The following is a 17,336-nucleotide window of genomic DNA, read 5'->3' as shown; positions in this document are numbered from 1 at the left end:
CGAGGCTTTTGGTGCCGGTGGTGGGTGGGGGTTTGATGTTGGTGAGTTGTTTGGTGCCGGTTTTGATGCCGTCTTTGATGGTGCCTTTGAGGGCGAATTTCATGACTTTGCCGACGAGGCGGCCGCCGGGTACGAGTCCGAGGGCGAGTCCGCCTGCGGCGAGTCCGATTTCGGCGGGGTTGCCGGTGAGGAGGGCGGCGCCGAGTTCGATGGCGCCGGAGAGGAGTCCGATGGCTTCGCCGAGTGGGGGGAAGATGAAGAACGCGATGGTGGAGAGCACGTCGAGGACGGTGGTGATCCACTCGATGACGGTGCTGCGAAGGAATTCGATGAAGGCGTGGAACGCTTCGGCGATTTTCTCCCAGAGGGATCGTTGGGGTGCGTCCTTGGCGAGGTCTCGCAGGGTTTCGGCGGCGGTGCGGGCGGCTTGGTCGCGGAGGGCGGTGGCTTGACCGAGGAGGGATTTGGCTTGGTCGAGGGCTTGGCGGGCGTCGTCGGTGCGGCGTTGGGCGGCGGCGAGGTCGTCGTCGGCTTTGTCTTTGGCGTCTTTTGCGGCGTCGGTGTCGCCGGTGAGGGCGGTGAGCGCGGCTTGGGCGGAGGAGAGCGCGGCTTGGGCGGCGCCTTGGTCGCCGGAGGCCTGCCGGGCTTGTTCGAGGGCGCGTAGGGACATGGTCTGCGCCTCTTCGAGGGAGGGCAGGTAGCGCAGGTAGGCGTCGGCGGCGGTGGCGTAGGAGTGGGCCATCCGGTCGAGGCGGGGCGGTAGTTTGCCGATGAGGTCTTTGAAGGCTTCCATGGCTTTGCCCTGGCCGATGTCGATCTGGCCGCCGGAGGCGAGCAGGTCGTGGGCCTCTTGGGTGGTTCGGGCCAGTTCTTGGTAGGCGCGGGTGATCTCCTCAAAGGACTCCGGGTCACCCGGTACCGGATCCGAGTCGAGTTCCAACACCGACCACTCAGCCGCTCCTGGACGCGCCATCACTCCCCCAACACACCCTCAGGACTCCCGTACGCCCCGGCTGGCGCCAGGGGCGACCCGAACACGTAGCAACGCCGGAGACGGTTCACCCCCGCCCGTCGCCGGCGTTGCGACGAAGACGTCTACCTGCTGAAGTCGGGCAGCGGGTCGCCGAAGTCCAAGGGCGGGTGCTGCGGCGCGCTGTCTGCGGGGCGCGGAGACGGGTGGTTGGTTCCGGGAGAGATCAGCGGGCGGAACTCACCCTTGTTGGAGACCGCGATGGTGGCGAAATCTCCGCCGGGGACGTTGACCTTGCCCTGGAAATCCTTGGGTCGGGTGGTCCACACGGTGTCGGTCGCCGCGTAGATCTGCCGATCGTTGCCGAGGTCCTGCATCACCTGACTGAACTGCGGGGCGACCTTGCCGTCCTTCGCCCCGAAATTGCAGGCGATCATGGCGATCGAACTGTCCGGGTTCGCCCCGGCCGCGTCCTTGAACACCGAGTTGTGGTGGATGACCTTGGCGAACTCCCCACCCGATACGTTCACCACCTTGCCGTTCTTCAACTGCAGGCCGACGTCCTTCGCGCTGCTGTGCGCCATGACGAACATCGGGTCGTTCGCCTCCCCGGCCCAGGGCGCGCGGCGGAGTTGGTCGAACTCGAAGTCCGGCCGTGGCTGGCCGAGCTTCCCACCCACCGCCTCGGACGGCTTGTAGCCCGGCACGCTCTTGAAGACCGCGTGCCCGCCCGGGGCCAGATCCGGGCCCTGATACTTGCCGGTGGAGAGGTTGACAGGCACGCTCGCCCACTCGGCGCGGCTCTTGGTGTCGCTGGCGCTCAACGGGAAACTCACGCCGATCTGTTTGCCGTCGGCGTTGAGCACCGGTTCGGCCCGGACATCGCCGGCGTCGAAGCGCGTCTTCATGCCCCAGCGGTTCGTGCCGACGATGGTGTTCTCACCCATCGGCTTGGGCTTGGGCTTGAACCGTGTCGCCAGGTCGCCCAGGCCCTTACCGACGGACGTGAACGCGCCCTTGATCGTCTTGCCGGGGCCGTAGCTCGTCGCGCCCGCGTCGCCGAGGCTTTTGGTGCCGGTGGTGGGTGGGGGTTTGATGTTGGTGAGTTGTTTGGTGCCGGTTTTGATGCCGTCTTTGATGGTGCCTTTGAGGGCGAATTTCATGACTTTGCCGACGAGGCGGCCGCCGGGTACGAGTCCGAGGGCGAGTCCGCCTGCGGCGAGTCCGATTTCGGCGGGGTTGCCGGTGAGGAGGGCGGCGCCGAGTTCGATGGCGCCGGAGAGGAGTCCGATGGCTTCGCCGAGTGGGGGGAAGATGAAGAACGCGATGGTGGAGAGCACGTCGAGGACGGTGGTGATCCACTCGATGACGGTGCTGCGAAGGAATTCGATGAAGGCGTGGAACGCTTCGGCGATTTTCTCCCAGAGGGATCGTTGGGGTGCGTCCTTGGCGAGGTCTCGCAGGGTTTCGGCGGCGGTGCGGGCGGCTTGGTCGCGGAGGGCGGTGGCTTGACCGAGGAGGGATTTGGCTTGGTCGAGGGCTTGGCGGGCGTCGTCGGTGCGGCGTTGGGCGGCGGCGAGGTCGTCGTCGGCTTTGTCTTTGGCGTCTTTTGCGGCGTCGGTGTCGCCGGTGAGGGCGGTGAGCGCGGCTTGGGCGGAGGAGAGCGCGGCTTGGGCGGCGCCTTGGTCGCCGGAGGCCTGCCGGGCTTGTTCGAGGGCGCGTAGGGACATGGTCTGCGCCTCTTCGAGGGAGGGCAGGTAGCGCAGGTAGGCGTCGGCGGCGGTGGCGTAGGAGTGGGCCATCCGGTCGAGGCGGGGCGGTAGTTTGCCGATGAGGTCTTTGAAGGCTTCCATGGCTTTGCCCTGGCCGATGTCGATCTGGCCGCCGGAGGCGAGCAGGTCGTGGGCCTCTTGGGTGGTTCGGGCCAGTTCTTGGTAGGCGCGGGTGATCTCCTCAAAGGACTCCGGGTCACCCGGTACCGGATCCGAGTCGAGTTCCAACACCGACCACTCAGCCGCTCCTGGACGCGCCACGACGAACCTCCCCCATCGCACTGTCTGGGCCTCCTGCACCAGGTCGAATGCCGGGAGCCGGCTCGCACACGTCGCGGACGGGAGATCGGTTCAGGCGCGGGTCTGAACCGCTCCGGCCGGCCGTCCGTGTACCGCGCAGAGCCGTTCACGGCTCCCGGAGGAAGAGCGGAGATGAGCGAGCGGATGGTCAGGCTCGGTGTGCTGCTGCCTCGTCACGGCAGGAAGCGGAGCGGCGGTGCCGCCAGGAGCAAGCAAAGCGGGCGCGGCACGGGAGCGTCGGAATGAGCGTGATCGACGTCCCGGGTGTGGAGCTGGAGCGGGTGCACGACCTGCTGCAACGCACCAAGGACCTGATGGACAGCGCACCGATCAAGTCGATGGGACACGTGGTCGACACGCTCGGTCAGCGCGACTTGCAGAAGGCCGCCCACGAGTTCGAGAAGCGGTGGGGCGACGGCCGGCACGTCGTGGCGAAGGACCTCGAAGGCGTGCGCGACGCCGCGAAGGCGGTGGCCGACGCGTTCCGCGAGACGGACGAGCAGACGAGCAACGCCCTGAAGAACCCGGACGAGGCGACGAGTTGACCAGCGAGGGAGCCAGCACAGTGACCGGCGCGACAACCACGGCCCCGACCCCGACCGGCTTCGAGCTGCGTACCCCGGACGACTGGGTCGACTACTCGGTCGCCGACGAGGCGAGCGAGAACCGGCTGGCGAACAAGGTGTGGACGCGGGCCCGCGACGGTGGGTTCACCGACGACCAGGCCGGGCAGTACGCCGAGCAGCTGCGCCGTTCGGTGCGGCAGGCCCGCAACGCGGGAGCGGTGCACGCCGCCGGCACCTTCCAGGTCTACGAGGACGGCCCGCTCACCGCCACGGTGCTGGTCTCGGTGGTCACCCCGCCGGCGACCGGTGACATCCTCGGCGCGCTCACCGCGGTCGGGCAGCCGGCCCGCGCCGACGGGACCTGGCGTCGGGTGAGCACCGCACAGATCCCCGCGATCGGCACGGTCGGCCGCGTGCACGGCATCCAGAACGTGACCCAGGACGGCGTCGCCCTTCGCTGCGCCGTGATGCACACCGTCGTACCGCTGCCGGGCTCGGCGAACGTACTGCTGGTCACCGGTTCGAGCCCGAACCTCGCGGAGGCGGAGGAGCTCTTCGAACTCTTCGCCACGATCACCGCGACGCTGACTTTCACCTGGGAGGGGGACGGCCCCGCGCTCACGCCGCCGGCGGCCTCCCCCGTTGGAGCCGGCAGCTAGGGGGTAGCTGCCGGCTTCGCGTCGGGGGGACACCGGGGGCGGTGTCCCCCCGACTTTTTCCTGCAACGAATACGCCGGCAGGTCAACTCCCTTCGACGGGGCGACCTGCCGGCGTGCCGTGATCGTCAGGCCGGCTCGCCGACCGGGGAACCGGTGTCGGCCGGCAGCGACCGCAGCGCGGCGGGTTCGGTCCGGGGCACCTGCACCAGGTGCAGTTTGCCGTCGCCGAAGTGGGCGAGCACCCGGCCCGCCCGTCCGCCGCCGAGCTGGCCGCGGGAGAGCTTGGCCCCGATCAGCTCGCCGTCGCCGAGGCCCTGCGGGCTGAGCAGTCCGCCCTGCCGGTTGCGCCGGGCGTCGACGTGCCAGCCGCCGAAGCCGCCGGCCAGACCGTCGATGGTTCCCGCCATGATCAGCCCGAGCCCCCGCTCGGCCCCGGTCCGGGCGATCTCACCGAGGTCGCTGCCCGCGTCGCACTTGAGCAGCTGCTCGGCGTCGTCGAGGACCACCACGGCCGGTCCGCTCCGCCCGTCCAGGGCCGCCGCGAGCCCCGCGGAGGTGAAGTTCTCGCTCGTCACGAGGTCGAGCACGCCGGGCAGGCCGGCCAGCTCCCGCAGCGGTGACCGGCGGGGGGCCGCGATCACCACGGGCGTCCCCTTCTCCAGCAGCCCGGCGACCATGGTCAGCAGCGTGGTGCTCCGGCCCGAGCGGGGCGGTCCCGCCAGGACGAAGGTGGGGATGTTCTCCAGGTCCGGGCCGATCGCGGTGAGCTCGTCGCCGCCCACCCCGACCATCGTCCAGAGTGGCTGGGTGGGCCGCGCCAGCGTCCGGGCCTCCGCCAGGGTCAGCTCGTCCGGCAACACGTCGATCCGGAACGGTCGGGCGGCGTCGGCGAGATCGACGTCCCGCAGGCGGGCAGCTTCGGCGATCTCGGCGAGGGCGCGTGCCTGCCCCTGACCGGAGCTGTCCTCGGTGAGGAGCGCGATCTGCGCCTCCGCGCTGTCGACCGCCCGGATCGCCCGGCCCGCCTCGATCTCGTCGGGCAGCTGCCGGTAGTTGATGCCGACCATGCTGTAGTCGCTGCGCTCGGTCAGCCGGAGCACCAGCTTGTCGTCGGTCGTCGAGGAGATCCGGGTGGAGAACATGCTCCGATCGCCGGCCAGCACCACGTGGATCCCGGCCCCGGCGCCCTCGCGCAGCAGTGTGAGCAGAGCCGCCATGATGTTGCCGTTGTCGTATTCGGCGAAGGTCTTGTCGAAGACCTCGAACCGGTCGAGCAGCAGCAGGATGTGCGGCGGACGGTCGGCCTCGGCCGCACCCGCGCGGTACTCCACGAGACCCGCCGAGCCGGTGGAGGCGAGCAGCTGCTGCCGCCGTCCGAGCTCGGCGACGAGCCGACCGAAGAGCCGACCGAGCCGCTCCGCCTCCGTACGCTGCACCACCGCGCCGCAGTGCGGCAGGTCGTTGAGGGCCAGCAACGCCCCGTTGCCGCAGTCGACGCCGTAGAGGTGGACGTCCGCCGCCGAGTGCGTACGGGCCACCGTCCCGGCGATCGTTCGCAGCGTCTGCGACCGGCCGCTGCGCGACGACCCGATGACGTGCAGGTGCCCGAGCGTCCCCAGGTCGAGCTCCAGCGGCACCTGCTCCTGCTGCGCCGGCAGGTCGACCAGGCCGTACGCCACCGAGGGCAGCTGGTAGCCGCTGCCTCGGGCGGCGGGCAGCGCGTCCACTGTCAACGTGTCCGGCAGTGCCGCCAGCCACGGACTGTGCTGCGGCGGGATGGCCAGCTGCGCGCTGGCGCCCCGGATCGCCTCCACCAACACGGCGAGGTCGGTCAGCTCCGCGGACGGCTCGGGGCCCGCGGCGCCGGGGCGGGCCGGCGCCGGCTTGCCGAGGTCGGGCCAGGAGACCGGCACCAACCACGGCACCTGCCGGGTGGTCGCGCGAGCCCCCGGCCGGAACCCACCGACCCGCCCGGCCTGGAACGGCACGAGCGACGACTGCGCGAGACGGACGAAGGCGCGGCCCGGTGTCGACTTGGAGATCGAGGCGGCGTCCGGCGCATTCAGCACGTCCTGGCTCTCGCTGCTGTCGGTCACCCGCAGCGCGATCCGCAGGTTGGTGTTCGCGCGGATCTCGGGCGACACCACGCCGCCCGGCCGCTGCGTGGCGAGCACCAGGTGGATGCCGAGCGACCGGCCTCGCTGAGCGATGTTGACCAGACCGGTCACGAAGTCCGGCAGATCGCGGATCATCGAGGCGAACTCGTCGATCACGATCAGCAGCCGCGGCATCGGCGTCCGGGTCGGCTCCCGGCGGAGCAGGTCGACGTAGTCGTCGATGTCCTTCGCCCCCGCCTCGGCCAGGATGTGTTCGCGCCGTTTCAATTCCGCGGTGAGCGAGGTCAACGCCCGGCTCACCAGGTGGGTGTCGAGGTCGGTGACCATGCCGACCGTGTGCGGCAGCAGGACGCAGTCCTTGAAGGCACTTCCGCCCTTGTAGTCCACCAGCACGAAGGTCATGGCGTCCGGCCGGTTGGCGACCGCGAGCGAGGCGACAAGCGTCTGCAACAGCTCGGACTTGCCGGAGCCGGTGGTGCCGGCCACCAGGGCGTGCGGCCCGTCCCGCTTGAGGTCCAGGGCGAACGGCCCGTCCAGCGAGACACCGAGCACGGCCTCGGTGGTCCGGCCCCCGGTGGTCCAGCGCGCCGCCACCGCGTCCGGCTCCGGCGGCTCCATTCCCAGTACGTCGAGCAGCCGGCTCGCGTCGGGCAGCGCGGCGCCGTCCTCCGAGCCTCCGGTGTCGCGCAGCGGGGCCAGCGCGCGAGCGACCGTGCGCAACCAGTCCGGGGAGACCAGGTCCGGGTGGACGCCGGAGACCGGGGCGGCGAGCGTCCGGGTCACCAGCAATGTCCCGTCGGGCTGCTCGGAGACGACCGCCTGGCACTCCTCCGGCAGCAGCTTCTCCTCCGCGTCGATGCAGATCGCGTGTACTCCGACCGACGGCCCTTCCCGCAGGATCTGGGTCACGCCGGGCAGGGAACGCAGCCGGCGCGCCCCGTCCAGCACCACGAGGACGTCGCGGAACGCGCCGTCCGCCCGCTCGCCGGAGCGGGCCGAGATGAGGGCGACCAGCTCGGCCACCCGGCGGGCCACGGTCTGGGTGTCCGCCCCGACGGTGGCGAGGGTGTCCTGACCGTCGCGCGGTGCCGCGTGCGGCAGCCACCCGGCCCACGACCAGCCCTCCTCGTCGCCGGCGCCGGCGAGCAGATAGATCTGCAGGTCCTCGGGGCTGTGCAGGGTGGCTGCCTGTGCCACCATCCACCGGGCCGTGGTGCGGGCGACAGCGCCGCCCGCGACGCCGACCACGCCGTGCTGGCGCACCGGTACGGTGGCCGGCACGTCGAGCGCGCTCCACCGGATCTCCCGGCGGTGCTCGTCCTGGCTCGCGTCACGGAGCACCACCTCCGACGGAAGGTCGGCGCTGCCGGCCCGCAGCTCCAGGAAGTCCGGGTCGGTACGGCGCCGTTCCCAGAGCCGGCGCTGCGGCCCCACCGCGATCAGCCGTACCGCCGCCGGGTCGGGGAAGTTGTCCCGCCGGGCCAGCCGCTCGGCCGTCAGCGCCTCCTGCGCGTCGGCGGTGATCCGCTTCTTCTTCGCCTCGTACTCGGCGAGTCGGGTGCGGTAGGTGACCTTTCCCTGCCGGCGGGCACCGACCTGGCTGGCGATCAACGCGACCGGGGACAGGACGGCGAAGAGCAGGGTCAGCGGGTTCCGCGTGACCAGGTACGCGGCCCCGGACACCACGAGCGGTGCCAGCACGGTGATCAACGCGATCGGTCGCCGGTCGGGTGGCGCCGGCACGCCCGGCAGGGAGAACTGGGTGGTGCGGGCCGCGGGCAGCAACCGTGGCGGCCGGTTGTAGTCCAGGCCGGTCCGGTCCTCGGAGACCTGCAGTGCGGCCTCCGCCCGGACCGGGCGGCGCAGCTCCAGCATGGACGAGCCGACGGCGAGCTGCCCACCCGGGCTCCACACCTGCTCGTCGTCGAGTTCGGCGCGGTCGAGCAGCAGCCCGGGTTGGGCCGGACGCAGCCGGCACGCACCGTCCGGGGTGACCCGGATCCACGCCATCACGGCGGCGAGCGACGGATCGGTGAGGCGGACCCGGCTGGTGCTCGCGGCACCGATGGAGTGCTCGCCGATGTCGAGTCGGTGGACGCTCCCGGCGTCGGTTCCGCTGACCACCCGTACCTCCAGCAGGCCGGGTGGTTGCGTGGGCGCCTCGGGTACGGGCCGGTCCAGGCCGAGCACGGTGCCCTGGCGCAGTGGCGCCTCGGCGAGGGTGAGCCGGGGATCCAGCGGCGCGCCGGCGACGAAGATGGTCGGGGGCGTGTCACCGGGCGCCGCACGGCGCGCGGCCAGCGCCTCGGCGAGTTCGCCGACGGTGTTCTCGAGGCTGGCGTCGACCTGGTAGTCGGTGGCGGCGGTGGACGGGTCCGCAACGGTGAGCAACAGACGCACGTGGTTCTCCTGGTCGGATGGTCCGTCAGAACAAAACGTCGGGGCCGCGTGGTGATCTGGTCACCACGCGGCCCCGACGCCGTCCGGTCGTCAGCGGCTGAGGCTGTTCGCGGTCTGCGTGTCGGTGTCCGAGAAGGCGTCGCTGACCTGCGTGAGGTACTGGCTGATGCCCTCCATGCCGTGCAGGGTCTGGTCCACGCTGCCCTTGTACTCCTCGAAGTACGGGCCGAACTGCTGCTGGGCGCCCGGGGTGTTGTAGCCGCCCTGGATCAGGGTGTCGATCTTGCTCTTGGCCTGGGTCATCCCGTCGAGCAGCGTCTGCATGTTCTGCTTCAGCCAGCTCGCCGACTCCTGGATGTCCTCGCTGACGATGTGGTAGGTAGCCATGTTCCCGCTCCCTCGTGTCTTCGGGTCTCTCCGGCTCGTGAGGCGGTCTCTCGTGGACCGCCTTCCGCCGTTGCCGCCACCCACACGGACGGTGCCCCGAAACGGTTCAGCGGGACGGTCGGCTTCGTGACGGGAGCCTCTCTCCACCGCCCCGGTGAACCACTTCGCCGATCGCCTCGTGTGGGTGCCGGACCGCGCGTACGGGCACGGTTCCTCCCCGAACACGAGGTAGAGCAGAGATGTTGTTGCGCAGCCGGATCGCGCGGACCGCGATCGCACTGACCAGCCTGGCGGCCCTGGCCGCGTGTGGCGAACAGCAGTCCGGGACGGCGGCGCCGGCCGCCACGACGGCGGGCGGGCAGCCGAGCCCGACCGTCTCGACCTCGGCGAGCCCGGAGCGGAACCCCGAGGTGGTCGAGGCCCCGACTCCGCTGCCCACGCCCACGGTGGCGAAGACGCAGCGCCGGGTGCAGATCTACAGCGGACCGGCCAACGTCTCGCTCTCCCCGGCGCCGGACAAGGGGCAGGGCAGCAACATCGTGCAGTTGAACGGGACCGCGTCCGCCGACATCGGCACGTACGTCGCCGACGGGAAGGGCCGCACGCTCTACCGGTTCGACAAGGACCAGGCCAAGCCGTCGAAGTCCAACTGCAACGGCGACTGCGCGAAGACCTGGCCCCCGCTGCTGATCAAGTCGCCCGGCCAGATCTACCCGAGCGGGATCAACCCGCAGCTGATCGGCTACGTGGAGCGGGCCGACGGCACCTGCCAGGTGACCATCGCCGGCTGGCCGGTCTACCTCTTCGCCAACGACACCGAACCGGGCGACATCAAGGGCCAGGGCGTCGGCGGCACCTGGTTCGCCGTCAACCCGAGCGGGGGCAAGACGAAGCCGCTGCCCGAGGTGATCGGCGTGCCCACCACGGCCGCCGCCCGCTGAGCCCGGAGGAGACGACGATGACCAACCCGTACGGGGGCCCCGACAACAACGGCGCGGCCCCGCCCACCCCGCGCTGGGCGCCGGCGCCACCGCCGCAGTGGGGGCCGGCCGCCACGCCCGGCACCCGTTCCGAACGCCGGCGAGGACTCTCTCCGAAGCTCGTGGTGGGTGTGGCCGCCCCGGTCGTGGTCGTGGTCGTGCTGGTGGCCGTACTCGGCCTGGCCTGGCCCGGTTTCTTCAACCGGAAGGTCTTCGACACGGCGGCGCTGCAGCAGGGGGTGCTGACGGTGCTCCGTGACGACTACCAGCTCGACGCGAACAACGTCGCCTGCCCGACGGGCCAGTCGGTGCAGGTGGACCACCGCTTCTCCTGCTCCGCCCAGGTCGCGGGGGTGCCGAAGACGGTCTCCGTGACCGTGAAGTCGTCCGACGGCCGGTTCGAGGTGGGACGTCCGCAGTGAGGCGACGGCGGGGCGTACCCCGGATCGACGTCACCGACCTGCCCGGCTGCCGGCGGCCGGGCTGCCGGGGCGGGGGCCCCAAGCGGCCCACCGCCCTGGCGGTGGTCAGCCCTCCCGGCAGGTGCGGCCGCTGTTGAGACAGGCCACGACCTTCGCCATCAGCGACTCCGGCATCAGGTTGACGAAGAACGCATGGTCGGTCAGCGGGCTGTTGCGCTGGCCGTCGAAGGCGTCGATCTGGAACCGGACGCCCGGCGGGAGGTCGTACGCGAGGGTCAGCCGCAGCCGCGGCACCGGGAAGGTGTTGTGCGGGCAGGCGCCGTCCTCGGTGGGGAAGACCAGGTGCGCGCGGTGACTCTGGCTGTCCGCCCGCCGGCCGTCCCAGCAGCTCGGGAAGTCGTAGACGCGCAGCACCCGGTCACCGGCCGGGCAGGCGGGATACGCAGTGGTGCGCCGTTGCGGCGTGCTGGCGCAGGTCCACGTCGCCGCCGCGTGCGCGCCGCCGTTGGTGACGGCCACGGCGTCCCCGACCGTGCCGGCAAGCTGCTGGGGCATCGCCACCACGTTCCCGCGGGGGTTGCCGGAGAAGGTGAGCCCCACCTCGACCGGCACCTGGATCTCACCGTCGTGCCCGGTGTGGCCCGGCGTTCCGCCCGGTCCGACGGTGCGCAGCACCGGCCAGAAGTAGGTGGACCGGTCACCGTTGCGGCAGGTCGTCGCTGCTGCCGCGAGGGTACGGGGGGTCGAGTTGACGTCCGTGGAAACGTTGCCGACGTAGTCGTGCACGTGGTGCGGCTGGCCGGGGAAGCCGGGCGCCATCACGATGTTGGCGGTGTTGCGGTGGCCGTTCTCGTTGCGTCCGCAGTCCCAGGTGAAGGTTCCGGTGGCCGCACCGGGGGCGGTCGCGGGAGCGGCGGGGCCGGACGGCACGGACCTGATGTCGACGAAGTCGGGGCCGAGGAGGTTGGCCACCGGCGTGCGCGGGGCGTCATCGCCGATGTCGACCCGCTGCGCCACGCCGAACCCGAGCGCGACGAGCAGTAGTTCCAGCGCGAGCATCACGGCGACCGCCGGACGCCGGGCCGGCGTGCTCCTGCTCCTGGGCTGATCGCTAGGCGGCACGTTGATGCACCCACTCCGGTCGCCACACGCTGTCGAGCGTAGGGCGGGCGGCTCGGGTGGCCCGGCCGGCCGCCTCCGGGTGTGATCTGGGCCGAACTCCGATTGCCGCGCGCGTGCGCCGGCGGGCCCGGGTCAGCGCGAGCCGATGCCCTTGAGCAGCGACTCCACGACCCGGTCGGCGGCCTCGGGCGGCTCGAGGTCGGTGAACTGGTGAGCGGCGGTGGAGACCACCTTGTCGAGCAGCGCGCGAAGCCACTCGACCGGTAGGTCATCGCGGAAGAGCCCCTCGTTCGCGGCTCGTTCGACGAACCGGTCGAGCCGCCGGCTCTGCTCCCGGGCCCGTGCATACGCGGTCGGATCGCCACGCATCATCCGGTGCATGTCGACCGGCCACTGCCGACTGACCGGAACGATCCCCTCCACGTAGCGGTGCAGCGCCACCTGTACCGGCGCCTCGTCGAGGCGGGCCTGCTCGAACACGAGATCGACGGCGTCGAGCTTGGCCATGAAGACGGCGCTGAGCAGCGTTTCCCGGGTGGCGAAGCGGCGGTAGACGGTGCGGCGATCGACCCCGGCCGCGGACGCGATGGTGCTCATGCTGGTTGCCGGATCCTCGGCGAGCAGGCGTGCTCCGGTCCGCAGGACCAGGTCGAGGTTTCGCGCCGCATCAGCTCTCATGACCCTGCCGAGACTACACCTGTGCGGCAGCTCACTTAGCTAATGCCACGACATGGAGGCATGCACCGAAGCAAGTGCTACGTTTGTGTGGCAGTAAGGCTGACGTGGGTTCCCGGCCTTCTCGCCGTGGGACCCCGAGGAAGGAAATGATCATGTCGAAGACGTGGCTCATCACCGGCAGCTCCGCAGGCCTCGGCCGGCACCTCGTCGAAGCGGCGCTGGCCGCCGGCGACAACGTGGTGGCGGCCAGTCGTTCTCCGCGGCAGCTCGACGACCTGGCGCTCCGTCACGGCGAGCACCTGCTCGCCGTGAGCCTGGACGTCACCGATCCGACCGCCGCCCGGACCGTCGTGAACAGCGCCGTCGAGCGCTTCGGCGGACTCGACGTGCTCGTCAACAACGCCGGCTACGCCACCACTGCCTCCGCGGAGGACTTCCCGGAGGACGAGTTCCGCCGCCAGGTCGAGACCAACCTGTTCGGCGTCGTCAACGTGACCAAGGCCGCCCTGCCGGTCATGCGTCGCCAGCGCTCCGGCCACCTCATCCAGGTCTCCTCGATCGGCGGCCGGGTGGGCGGCACCTCCGGCCTGAGCGCCTACCAGACCGCCAAGTACGGCGTCGAGGGCTACTCCGCGGTCGTCGCCAGCGAGGTGGCGCCGCTCGGCATCAAGGTGACGATCATCGAGCCGGGCGGACTCCGGACGAACTGGGCCGGCGGCGCGGCCGAGCCCTCGGCGCCGGTCCGCGCCGAGTACGACGAGACCGTCGGCGGGCGGCTGCGGATGCTTGCCGGCTACTCGGGCAACGAGCCGGGTGATCCGGCGCGGGCCGCCGACGCGATCGTCGAGATCGCCGCCAGCGAGGAACCGCCGCTGCGCCTGCTGCTCGGGTCCGACGCGCTCCAGATCGCCCTGGACCACTCCCGGAACCAGATCACCGAGGCGGAGAGGTGGGCCGAGCTGACTCGGTCCGCCGACTTCACCGCGGTCGTCTGACGACCCGGAAGACATACCGCCCCGGCGCCCGCCGATCCTCCCCGAGGACGCGGACCGGCGGTGGAGCGGACCGAGGTCGCTCCACCGCCGGTCGTGCGCGGACCTCTGACCGGAGTCCGCCGCGCCTACCGCGCCGGGTCAGGAGTCGGGTGGCTGATCGCGTCCCTCCTGGGACTCCGCCACCGTCGCCCGGATCCGGCGCAGCGTGGCATCCGGCGCCATCACCGCCGCCCGCCACTTCTCCAGCGTCCGGCGCAGCGACCGGACGGCGGCCTCCAGCTGGTACACCTTGCTACGCATCGTGGCCAGCTCCTCGCGGGAGGCGAGCGCCTCACGTTCGAGTTCGCAGACCCGCGCCCGCAGCGGCTGCACCAGGGTGAGAGCGGCGTCGGTGAGGGTGTCCGCCGCGTCGGCCTTGAACTTGCCCCGTTGAATGATCACCGCGACGATGGCGGCGAGCCCTCCGGCGCTGCCGAGCACGCCGAGGGCGGAGAGTACGGTCTGCAGCCACTGCGGCGCGGCTGGTGACGGCGGTGCGCTGCTCATGCCGACTCCCCGGTGACGACGTCGGTGCCGATCTCCCGGCTGGCCTGGGCGAGCTGCCGGAGATCGAGGACTATCTGCGCGGAGCGCCAGAACGATCCGGCCGACACGGCGACCACGAACGAGATCGCGGCCACGCCCCGCGTGCCCGAGATCGCCGCGATGGCGACCGCGTACATGCCGGTGATCGAGCCGAGCATCAGCAGCGCCGCCAGCTCGATACCGAGGCCTGTGGACAGTCGCCCGGGCCAGAGGATTCCCGAGAGGCCGACCAGGCCGCCGACGATCAGGCCCGTCTCCCAGCCCGTCTGGAGCGGGGGTGGCATGGCCAGTGTGACCGACTGTGGTCGGACGTCCAGGAGGATCAGGAAGACGCCGCAGGGCGGGGCGGCCAGCAGTACGGCGACTTCGAACGGCTGGCGCCGGGGGCGGATCCGGTTGTGCGGCACGAGCACTCCTCGGGCGACTCTGCCGCGTCCATTCGGCGGTGCACGGGGCAAACAGCGGGACGGCAACGCTTGCGCCGGCGGTGCCCTCGCGGCTGCGTGACCCGGTTGAAAGCCCGACTGAACGGGCGGCATCAGATTGGGTACGACGCGGCGCCGTTGACGGGCCGATAGACAAGTCGTATCACTGGCCGGAAGCCCTCGTCCACTCTGAAGCGAGTCGTATTTCCGCAGGTCAAGTGTGGGATCGAGGGTTCTTGCGGCCACCTGGCGGCGTGCCGGTGCGGCGGAGTCCGGCCGGTCGGGTGAGCGGACGGGGCAGGTAATGATCTTGTAGGTGCCGGATTGCGCCGACCAGGGCTGGGAGAGGTGGGCACGTGCCGCCGGCTCGTCAAGTGGATCGACGACCGGGGGTGTCACTGCGTCCGTACGCCGGTCTGTGGCCTCTCCCCGCCCCGTCGAGCCGGGAGAGGCCGCAGAACCCCGCCGGGTCAGCCCGCGGTGGTCAAGGCCCGCCCGGCCCGCTCCGCCCGGCGACGCATCCGGGTGTACGCGCTGGTCAGGCCCATCGCCCGGCGCACCTCACGCACCGTCTGCCGTACCTCGTGGCGGGTCCGTTCGGTGCCCTCGAAGATGAGCTGGTCGACCAGGCCGCGGTCGTCCTCGATCCGTGCCCGGCGCTCCCGGATCGGATCCAGGAAGTGGTTCAGCGCGTCGACCAGCCTCTCCTTGACCTCGACGTCGCCCACCCGTCCGGCGCGGTAGCGCTCCTTCAGCTCCGCCACCTGCGCGCGATCCGGGTTGAACACGTCGTGGTACGCGAAGACCGGATTCCCCTCGACCGTCCCGGGCACGTCGGCGCGGACCCGGTTCGGGTCGGTGTACATGCCCATCACCGTGCGCCGCACGGCGGCCGGGTCGTCGGAGAGCAGGATCGTGTTGCCCCGGCTCTTGCTCATCTTGGCCGCGCCGTCCGTACCGACGAGGGAGGACGTGTCCGCCTGGATCAGCTCCGGGACCGGGAAGACCGTCCCGTAGAGGCCGTTGAACCGACGGGCGATCTCCCGGGTCACCTCCACGTGAGCGGCGTTGTCCTTGCCGACCGGCACGACCTGCCCCTTCACGCAGAGGATGTCGGCGGCCTGGAGCACCGGGTAGCCGAGCAGCCCGTAGGGCATCTCCTCCTTGCCCGAGTCCCGGGCCATCTCCTTGAGTGACGGCACCCGCTCCAGCCGGGGCACGGTGACCAGGTTCTGCAGGAGCGTGTTCAGGTCGCCGACCTCGGGGATCGCCGATTGGAGGTAGAACGTCGCCCGGGCCGGGTCGACGCCGGCGGCCAGGATGTCGGTGACCATCTCGCGGGCGTTGTCGCCGACCCGCTCGATGTCCTCGCGGGTGTTCCTGGTGGTCAGCATGTGCAGGTCGGCGATGATGAAGAAGCTGTCGTACCGCTGGTGCAGCCGTACGCGGTTCGCGATGCTGCCGACGTAGTGGCCGAGGTGCAGCCGCCCGGTCGGGCGGTCCCCGGTGAGCATGCGTGGGACGGACATGGTGGTACGCCTTTCGTCGGGAAGAGTGGGTTGACGCGCGGGCGCGCCGGTCGGGGCGAGGCTCGCCGGACCGGTCAGCGGATTCGGGTCAGTACGCCGTCCGCCATCGCGCGCCGTCGCGGAACCGCAGTCCGCCGGCACGAAGGACATCGAGGATCTGCTCGCGGCCGTCACCGCGGTGGGCCGGGCCGGTGGAGACGCCGAGCGGGAGGTCGTCGCTGCTGGTGACGACCTCCGGCGTGGGGATGCTCGGCCGGGCCATGGGGCCACCGTACCCGTTGACCGACTTCCCGGCGGACCAGGAGCGGATCGATCGGATACGGAGCCGTCCGTGCCTCCGAGTTCGCGGTGGGCCCGAGCCCGACCAGGTCGGTGGGCCGGATGCCGCTGGCATACTGGGCTGCCATGGTGTTGTCGCGTGGCTGGGCCCTCTTCCTCACGGGCGTGGGGGTCTGGATGTGGGTGATCTGGCCGAGGTTCGCCGTGGCGATCTGGGACGACCCCCGATCGTGGTCCGGCGGTGTGTCCGCGCAGGGAACGCCCACCTCCTTCCTCTGGGTGCACGCCCTCCTGATCGGGGGGTCGCTCGCCATCGGCACTGTCGTGGGGGTGCTCGGCCTTCGTGCCTGGTTCGCGGCGCGGAGGGGCACCCGCTGACGCCGGGCCCTTCGGGGTTGGTCCCGTGGCATCCCGCAGGGCCTGCCGAGCCCCGTCCTGGGCGGCGTTCGAGCCCACCGTTCACCTGGCGTTGGGGTGGGGTCAGCGCGGAGTGCCACTCGCTGACCCGCTTTGACCTGGGAAGATAGGCCGACGGTGATCGTGTGACGCGCGCCGCGTGCCGCCGATTTGACGATCAAACCCGAACCCGCGTAACTTTCTCTCTGCCAGCGCGGAACGGGGCAAACGGGACGAAGAGCCCGGGGCCCTGAACCGGGATGGCATCGGGACCAGAGCGGCCGCAGGGCCACTCCGGAAACCGGTTCCGGGCGGTGCCCCGGATTCGCCGCGAGGCGGATTTGGTGAGGCGAAACCGACCGGGTAAGGTTGACGACCGGCAGGGCACCGGGCGAGCTCGCGGGAGACCGCAGCGGCCGGCCTGCCGAATCCGACGATCAAGCACAGCGGTTCGCTGCTGCGCGTGTTCGGCGGTGCCAACCCGTACGAAGCACGACAGACCGGCACACAGCGGTTTGACACGGTGGAAACGGTGAGGTAACGTAGTAAAAGTGCCCGGCGCGAGAGCGGCGGGTTGCGGAACGAAATGCCCCGGATGATGGGCCCTCCTGGTGGGGGTTGTCGGATGGTGTGTGGTTGTTCTTTGAGAACTCAACAGGGTGTTTGATAAGCCAGTGCCAAATTGATTTATACCCCGGACTGGTTGATTCTTCGGGATCTTCTGGTTTGGATTCCTTTGGCAACTTTTTGTTGC

The 17,336-nt window shown here is 70.8% G+C and carries 16 protein-coding genes; 6 read left to right on the top strand and 10 right to left on the bottom strand.

The annotated features are described in order from the left end of the window. Together E1211_RS20850 and E1211_RS20845 are read right to left on the bottom strand one after the other, a co-directional pair. The coding region (locus E1211_RS20850) for a putative T7SS-secreted protein (protein ID WP_132350687.1) at window positions 1-943 on the bottom strand (943 nt) is incomplete at its 3' end. A gap of 152 nt (window positions 944-1,095) precedes the next feature. Further along, window positions 1,096-2,973, bottom strand: coding sequence for a putative T7SS-secreted protein (locus E1211_RS20845; RefSeq protein WP_132350686.1), 1,878 nt, complete (start codon window positions 2,971-2,973; stop codon window positions 1,096-1,098). A gap of 311 nt (window positions 2,974-3,284) precedes the next feature. On the opposite strand from E1211_RS20845, the gene E1211_RS20840 reads away from it, so the two are divergent. After that, window positions 3,285-3,587, top strand: coding sequence for a hypothetical protein (locus E1211_RS20840; RefSeq protein WP_132350685.1), 303 nt, complete (start codon window positions 3,285-3,287; stop codon window positions 3,585-3,587). Window positions 3,588-3,607: 20 nt separating this feature from the next. After that, window positions 3,608-4,267, top strand: a complete 660-nt coding sequence (locus tag E1211_RS20835; protein ID WP_132350684.1) for a hypothetical protein — start codon at window positions 3,608-3,610, stop codon at window positions 4,265-4,267. Window positions 4,268-4,392: 125 nt separating this feature from the next. Here E1211_RS20835 and E1211_RS20830 read toward each other — a convergent pair whose 3' ends face one another. Both E1211_RS20830 and E1211_RS20825 read right to left on the bottom strand, forming a co-directional pair. Beyond that, window positions 4,393-8,784 carry an FtsK/SpoIIIE domain-containing protein gene (locus tag E1211_RS20830; protein ID WP_132350683.1) on the bottom strand — a complete coding sequence of 1,464 codons (4,392 nt, stop codon included), beginning with the start codon at window positions 8,782-8,784 and terminating at the stop codon, window positions 4,393-4,395. 90 nt (window positions 8,785-8,874) lie between these two features. Further along, complete coding sequence (locus E1211_RS20825; protein ID WP_132350682.1) at window positions 8,875-9,171, bottom strand: WXG100 family type VII secretion target; 297 nt, start codon at window positions 9,169-9,171, stop codon at window positions 8,875-8,877. A 239-nt stretch (window positions 9,172-9,410) separates the two neighbouring features. Between E1211_RS20825 and E1211_RS20820 the strand changes: the two genes are divergently transcribed. Together E1211_RS20820 and E1211_RS20815 are read left to right on the top strand one after the other, a co-directional pair. Next, window positions 9,411-10,112, top strand: coding sequence for a hypothetical protein (locus E1211_RS20820; protein WP_132350681.1), 702 nt, complete (start codon window positions 9,411-9,413; stop codon window positions 10,110-10,112). Window positions 10,113-10,129: 17 nt separating this feature from the next. Then, window positions 10,130-10,573 carry a DUF4333 domain-containing protein gene (locus E1211_RS20815; RefSeq protein ID WP_132350680.1) on the top strand — a complete coding sequence of 148 codons (444 nt, stop codon included), beginning with the start codon at window positions 10,130-10,132 and terminating at the stop codon, window positions 10,571-10,573. Between the two features lie 105 nt (window positions 10,574-10,678). On the opposite strand, the gene E1211_RS20810 is transcribed toward E1211_RS20815, so the two are convergent. Together E1211_RS20810 and E1211_RS20805 are read right to left on the bottom strand one after the other, a co-directional pair. After that, on the bottom strand, window positions 10,679-11,695 hold the full coding sequence (locus tag E1211_RS20810) for a DUF1996 domain-containing protein (RefSeq protein ID WP_243709625.1): 1,017 nt from the start codon (window positions 11,693-11,695) through the stop codon (window positions 10,679-10,681). 132 nt (window positions 11,696-11,827) lie between these two features. After that, on the bottom strand, window positions 11,828-12,373 hold the full coding sequence (locus E1211_RS20805; protein WP_132350679.1) for a TetR/AcrR family transcriptional regulator: 546 nt from the start codon (window positions 12,371-12,373) through the stop codon (window positions 11,828-11,830). 152 nt (window positions 12,374-12,525) lie between these two features. Here E1211_RS20805 and E1211_RS20800 point away from each other — a divergent pair, with 152 nt between their 5' ends. Continuing rightward, window positions 12,526-13,368 carry an oxidoreductase gene (locus E1211_RS20800; protein ID WP_132350678.1) on the top strand — a complete coding sequence of 281 codons (843 nt, stop codon included), beginning with the start codon at window positions 12,526-12,528 and terminating at the stop codon, window positions 13,366-13,368. A 138-nt stretch (window positions 13,369-13,506) separates the two neighbouring features. On the opposite strand, the gene E1211_RS20795 is transcribed toward E1211_RS20800, so the two are convergent. From E1211_RS20795 to E1211_RS32630, 4 genes are all read right to left on the bottom strand, one after another. After that, window positions 13,507-13,914 carry a hypothetical protein gene (locus tag E1211_RS20795; protein WP_132350677.1) on the bottom strand — a complete coding sequence of 136 codons (408 nt, stop codon included), beginning with the start codon at window positions 13,912-13,914 and terminating at the stop codon, window positions 13,507-13,509. Next, window positions 13,911-14,360 carry a hypothetical protein gene (locus E1211_RS20790; RefSeq protein WP_132350676.1) on the bottom strand — a complete coding sequence of 150 codons (450 nt, stop codon included), beginning with the start codon at window positions 14,358-14,360 and terminating at the stop codon, window positions 13,911-13,913. The genes E1211_RS20795 and E1211_RS20790 overlap by 4 nt, the downstream gene beginning before the upstream one ends. Window positions 14,361-14,848: 488 nt before the next feature. Then, window positions 14,849-15,907, bottom strand: coding sequence for a tryptophan--tRNA ligase (trpS, locus tag E1211_RS20785; RefSeq protein ID WP_132350675.1), 1,059 nt, complete (start codon window positions 15,905-15,907; stop codon window positions 14,849-14,851). An 88-nt stretch (window positions 15,908-15,995) separates the two neighbouring features. Further along, on the bottom strand, window positions 15,996-16,169 hold the full coding sequence (locus E1211_RS32630; RefSeq protein ID WP_158609415.1) for a hypothetical protein: 174 nt from the start codon (window positions 16,167-16,169) through the stop codon (window positions 15,996-15,998). Between the two features lie 143 nt (window positions 16,170-16,312). Between E1211_RS32630 and E1211_RS20780 the strand changes: the two genes are divergently transcribed. Then, window positions 16,313-16,564, top strand: coding sequence for an SCO4848 family membrane protein (locus E1211_RS20780; RefSeq protein ID WP_132350674.1), 252 nt, complete (start codon window positions 16,313-16,315; stop codon window positions 16,562-16,564). The last annotated feature ends 772 nt before the right edge of the window (window positions 16,565-17,336 follow it).

The sequence above is a fragment of the Micromonospora sp. 15K316 genome, from assembly GCF_004348525.1.
GTDB lineage: Bacteria > Actinomycetota > Actinomycetes > Mycobacteriales > Micromonosporaceae > Micromonospora.
Note: the sequence above shows the minus strand (reverse complement) of the source record. Positions and strands in the feature narration are given on the sequence as shown.

Bases quoted from the DNA above. Each gene is read 5' to 3' on its own strand.
- E1211_RS20820 (WP_132350681.1), top strand. From the start codon at position 9,411: ATGTTGTTGCGCAGCCGGATCGCGCGGACCGCGATCGCACTGACCAGC.
- E1211_RS20780 (WP_132350674.1), top strand. From the start codon at position 16,313: ATGGTGTTGTCGCGTGGCTGGGCCCTCTTCCTCACGGGCGTGGGGGTC.
- E1211_RS20800 (WP_132350678.1), top strand. From the start codon at position 12,526: ATGTCGAAGACGTGGCTCATCACCGGCAGCTCCGCAGGCCTCGGCCGG.
- E1211_RS20840 (WP_132350685.1), top strand. From the start codon at position 3,285: ATGAGCGTGATCGACGTCCCGGGTGTGGAGCTGGAGCGGGTGCACGAC.
- E1211_RS20795 (WP_132350677.1), bottom strand. From the start codon at position 13,914: ATGAGCAGCGCACCGCCGTCACCAGCCGCGCCGCAGTGGCTGCAGACC.
- E1211_RS20825 (WP_132350682.1), bottom strand. From the start codon at position 9,171: ATGGCTACCTACCACATCGTCAGCGAGGACATCCAGGAGTCGGCGAGC.
- E1211_RS20815 (WP_132350680.1), top strand. From the start codon at position 10,130: ATGACCAACCCGTACGGGGGCCCCGACAACAACGGCGCGGCCCCGCCC.
- trpS (WP_132350675.1), bottom strand. From the start codon at position 15,907: ATGTCCGTCCCACGCATGCTCACCGGGGACCGCCCGACCGGGCGGCTG.
- E1211_RS32630 (WP_158609415.1), bottom strand. From the start codon at position 16,169: ATGGCCCGGCCGAGCATCCCCACGCCGGAGGTCGTCACCAGCAGCGAC.
- E1211_RS20805 (WP_132350679.1), bottom strand. From the start codon at position 12,373: ATGAGAGCTGATGCGGCGCGAAACCTCGACCTGGTCCTGCGGACCGGA.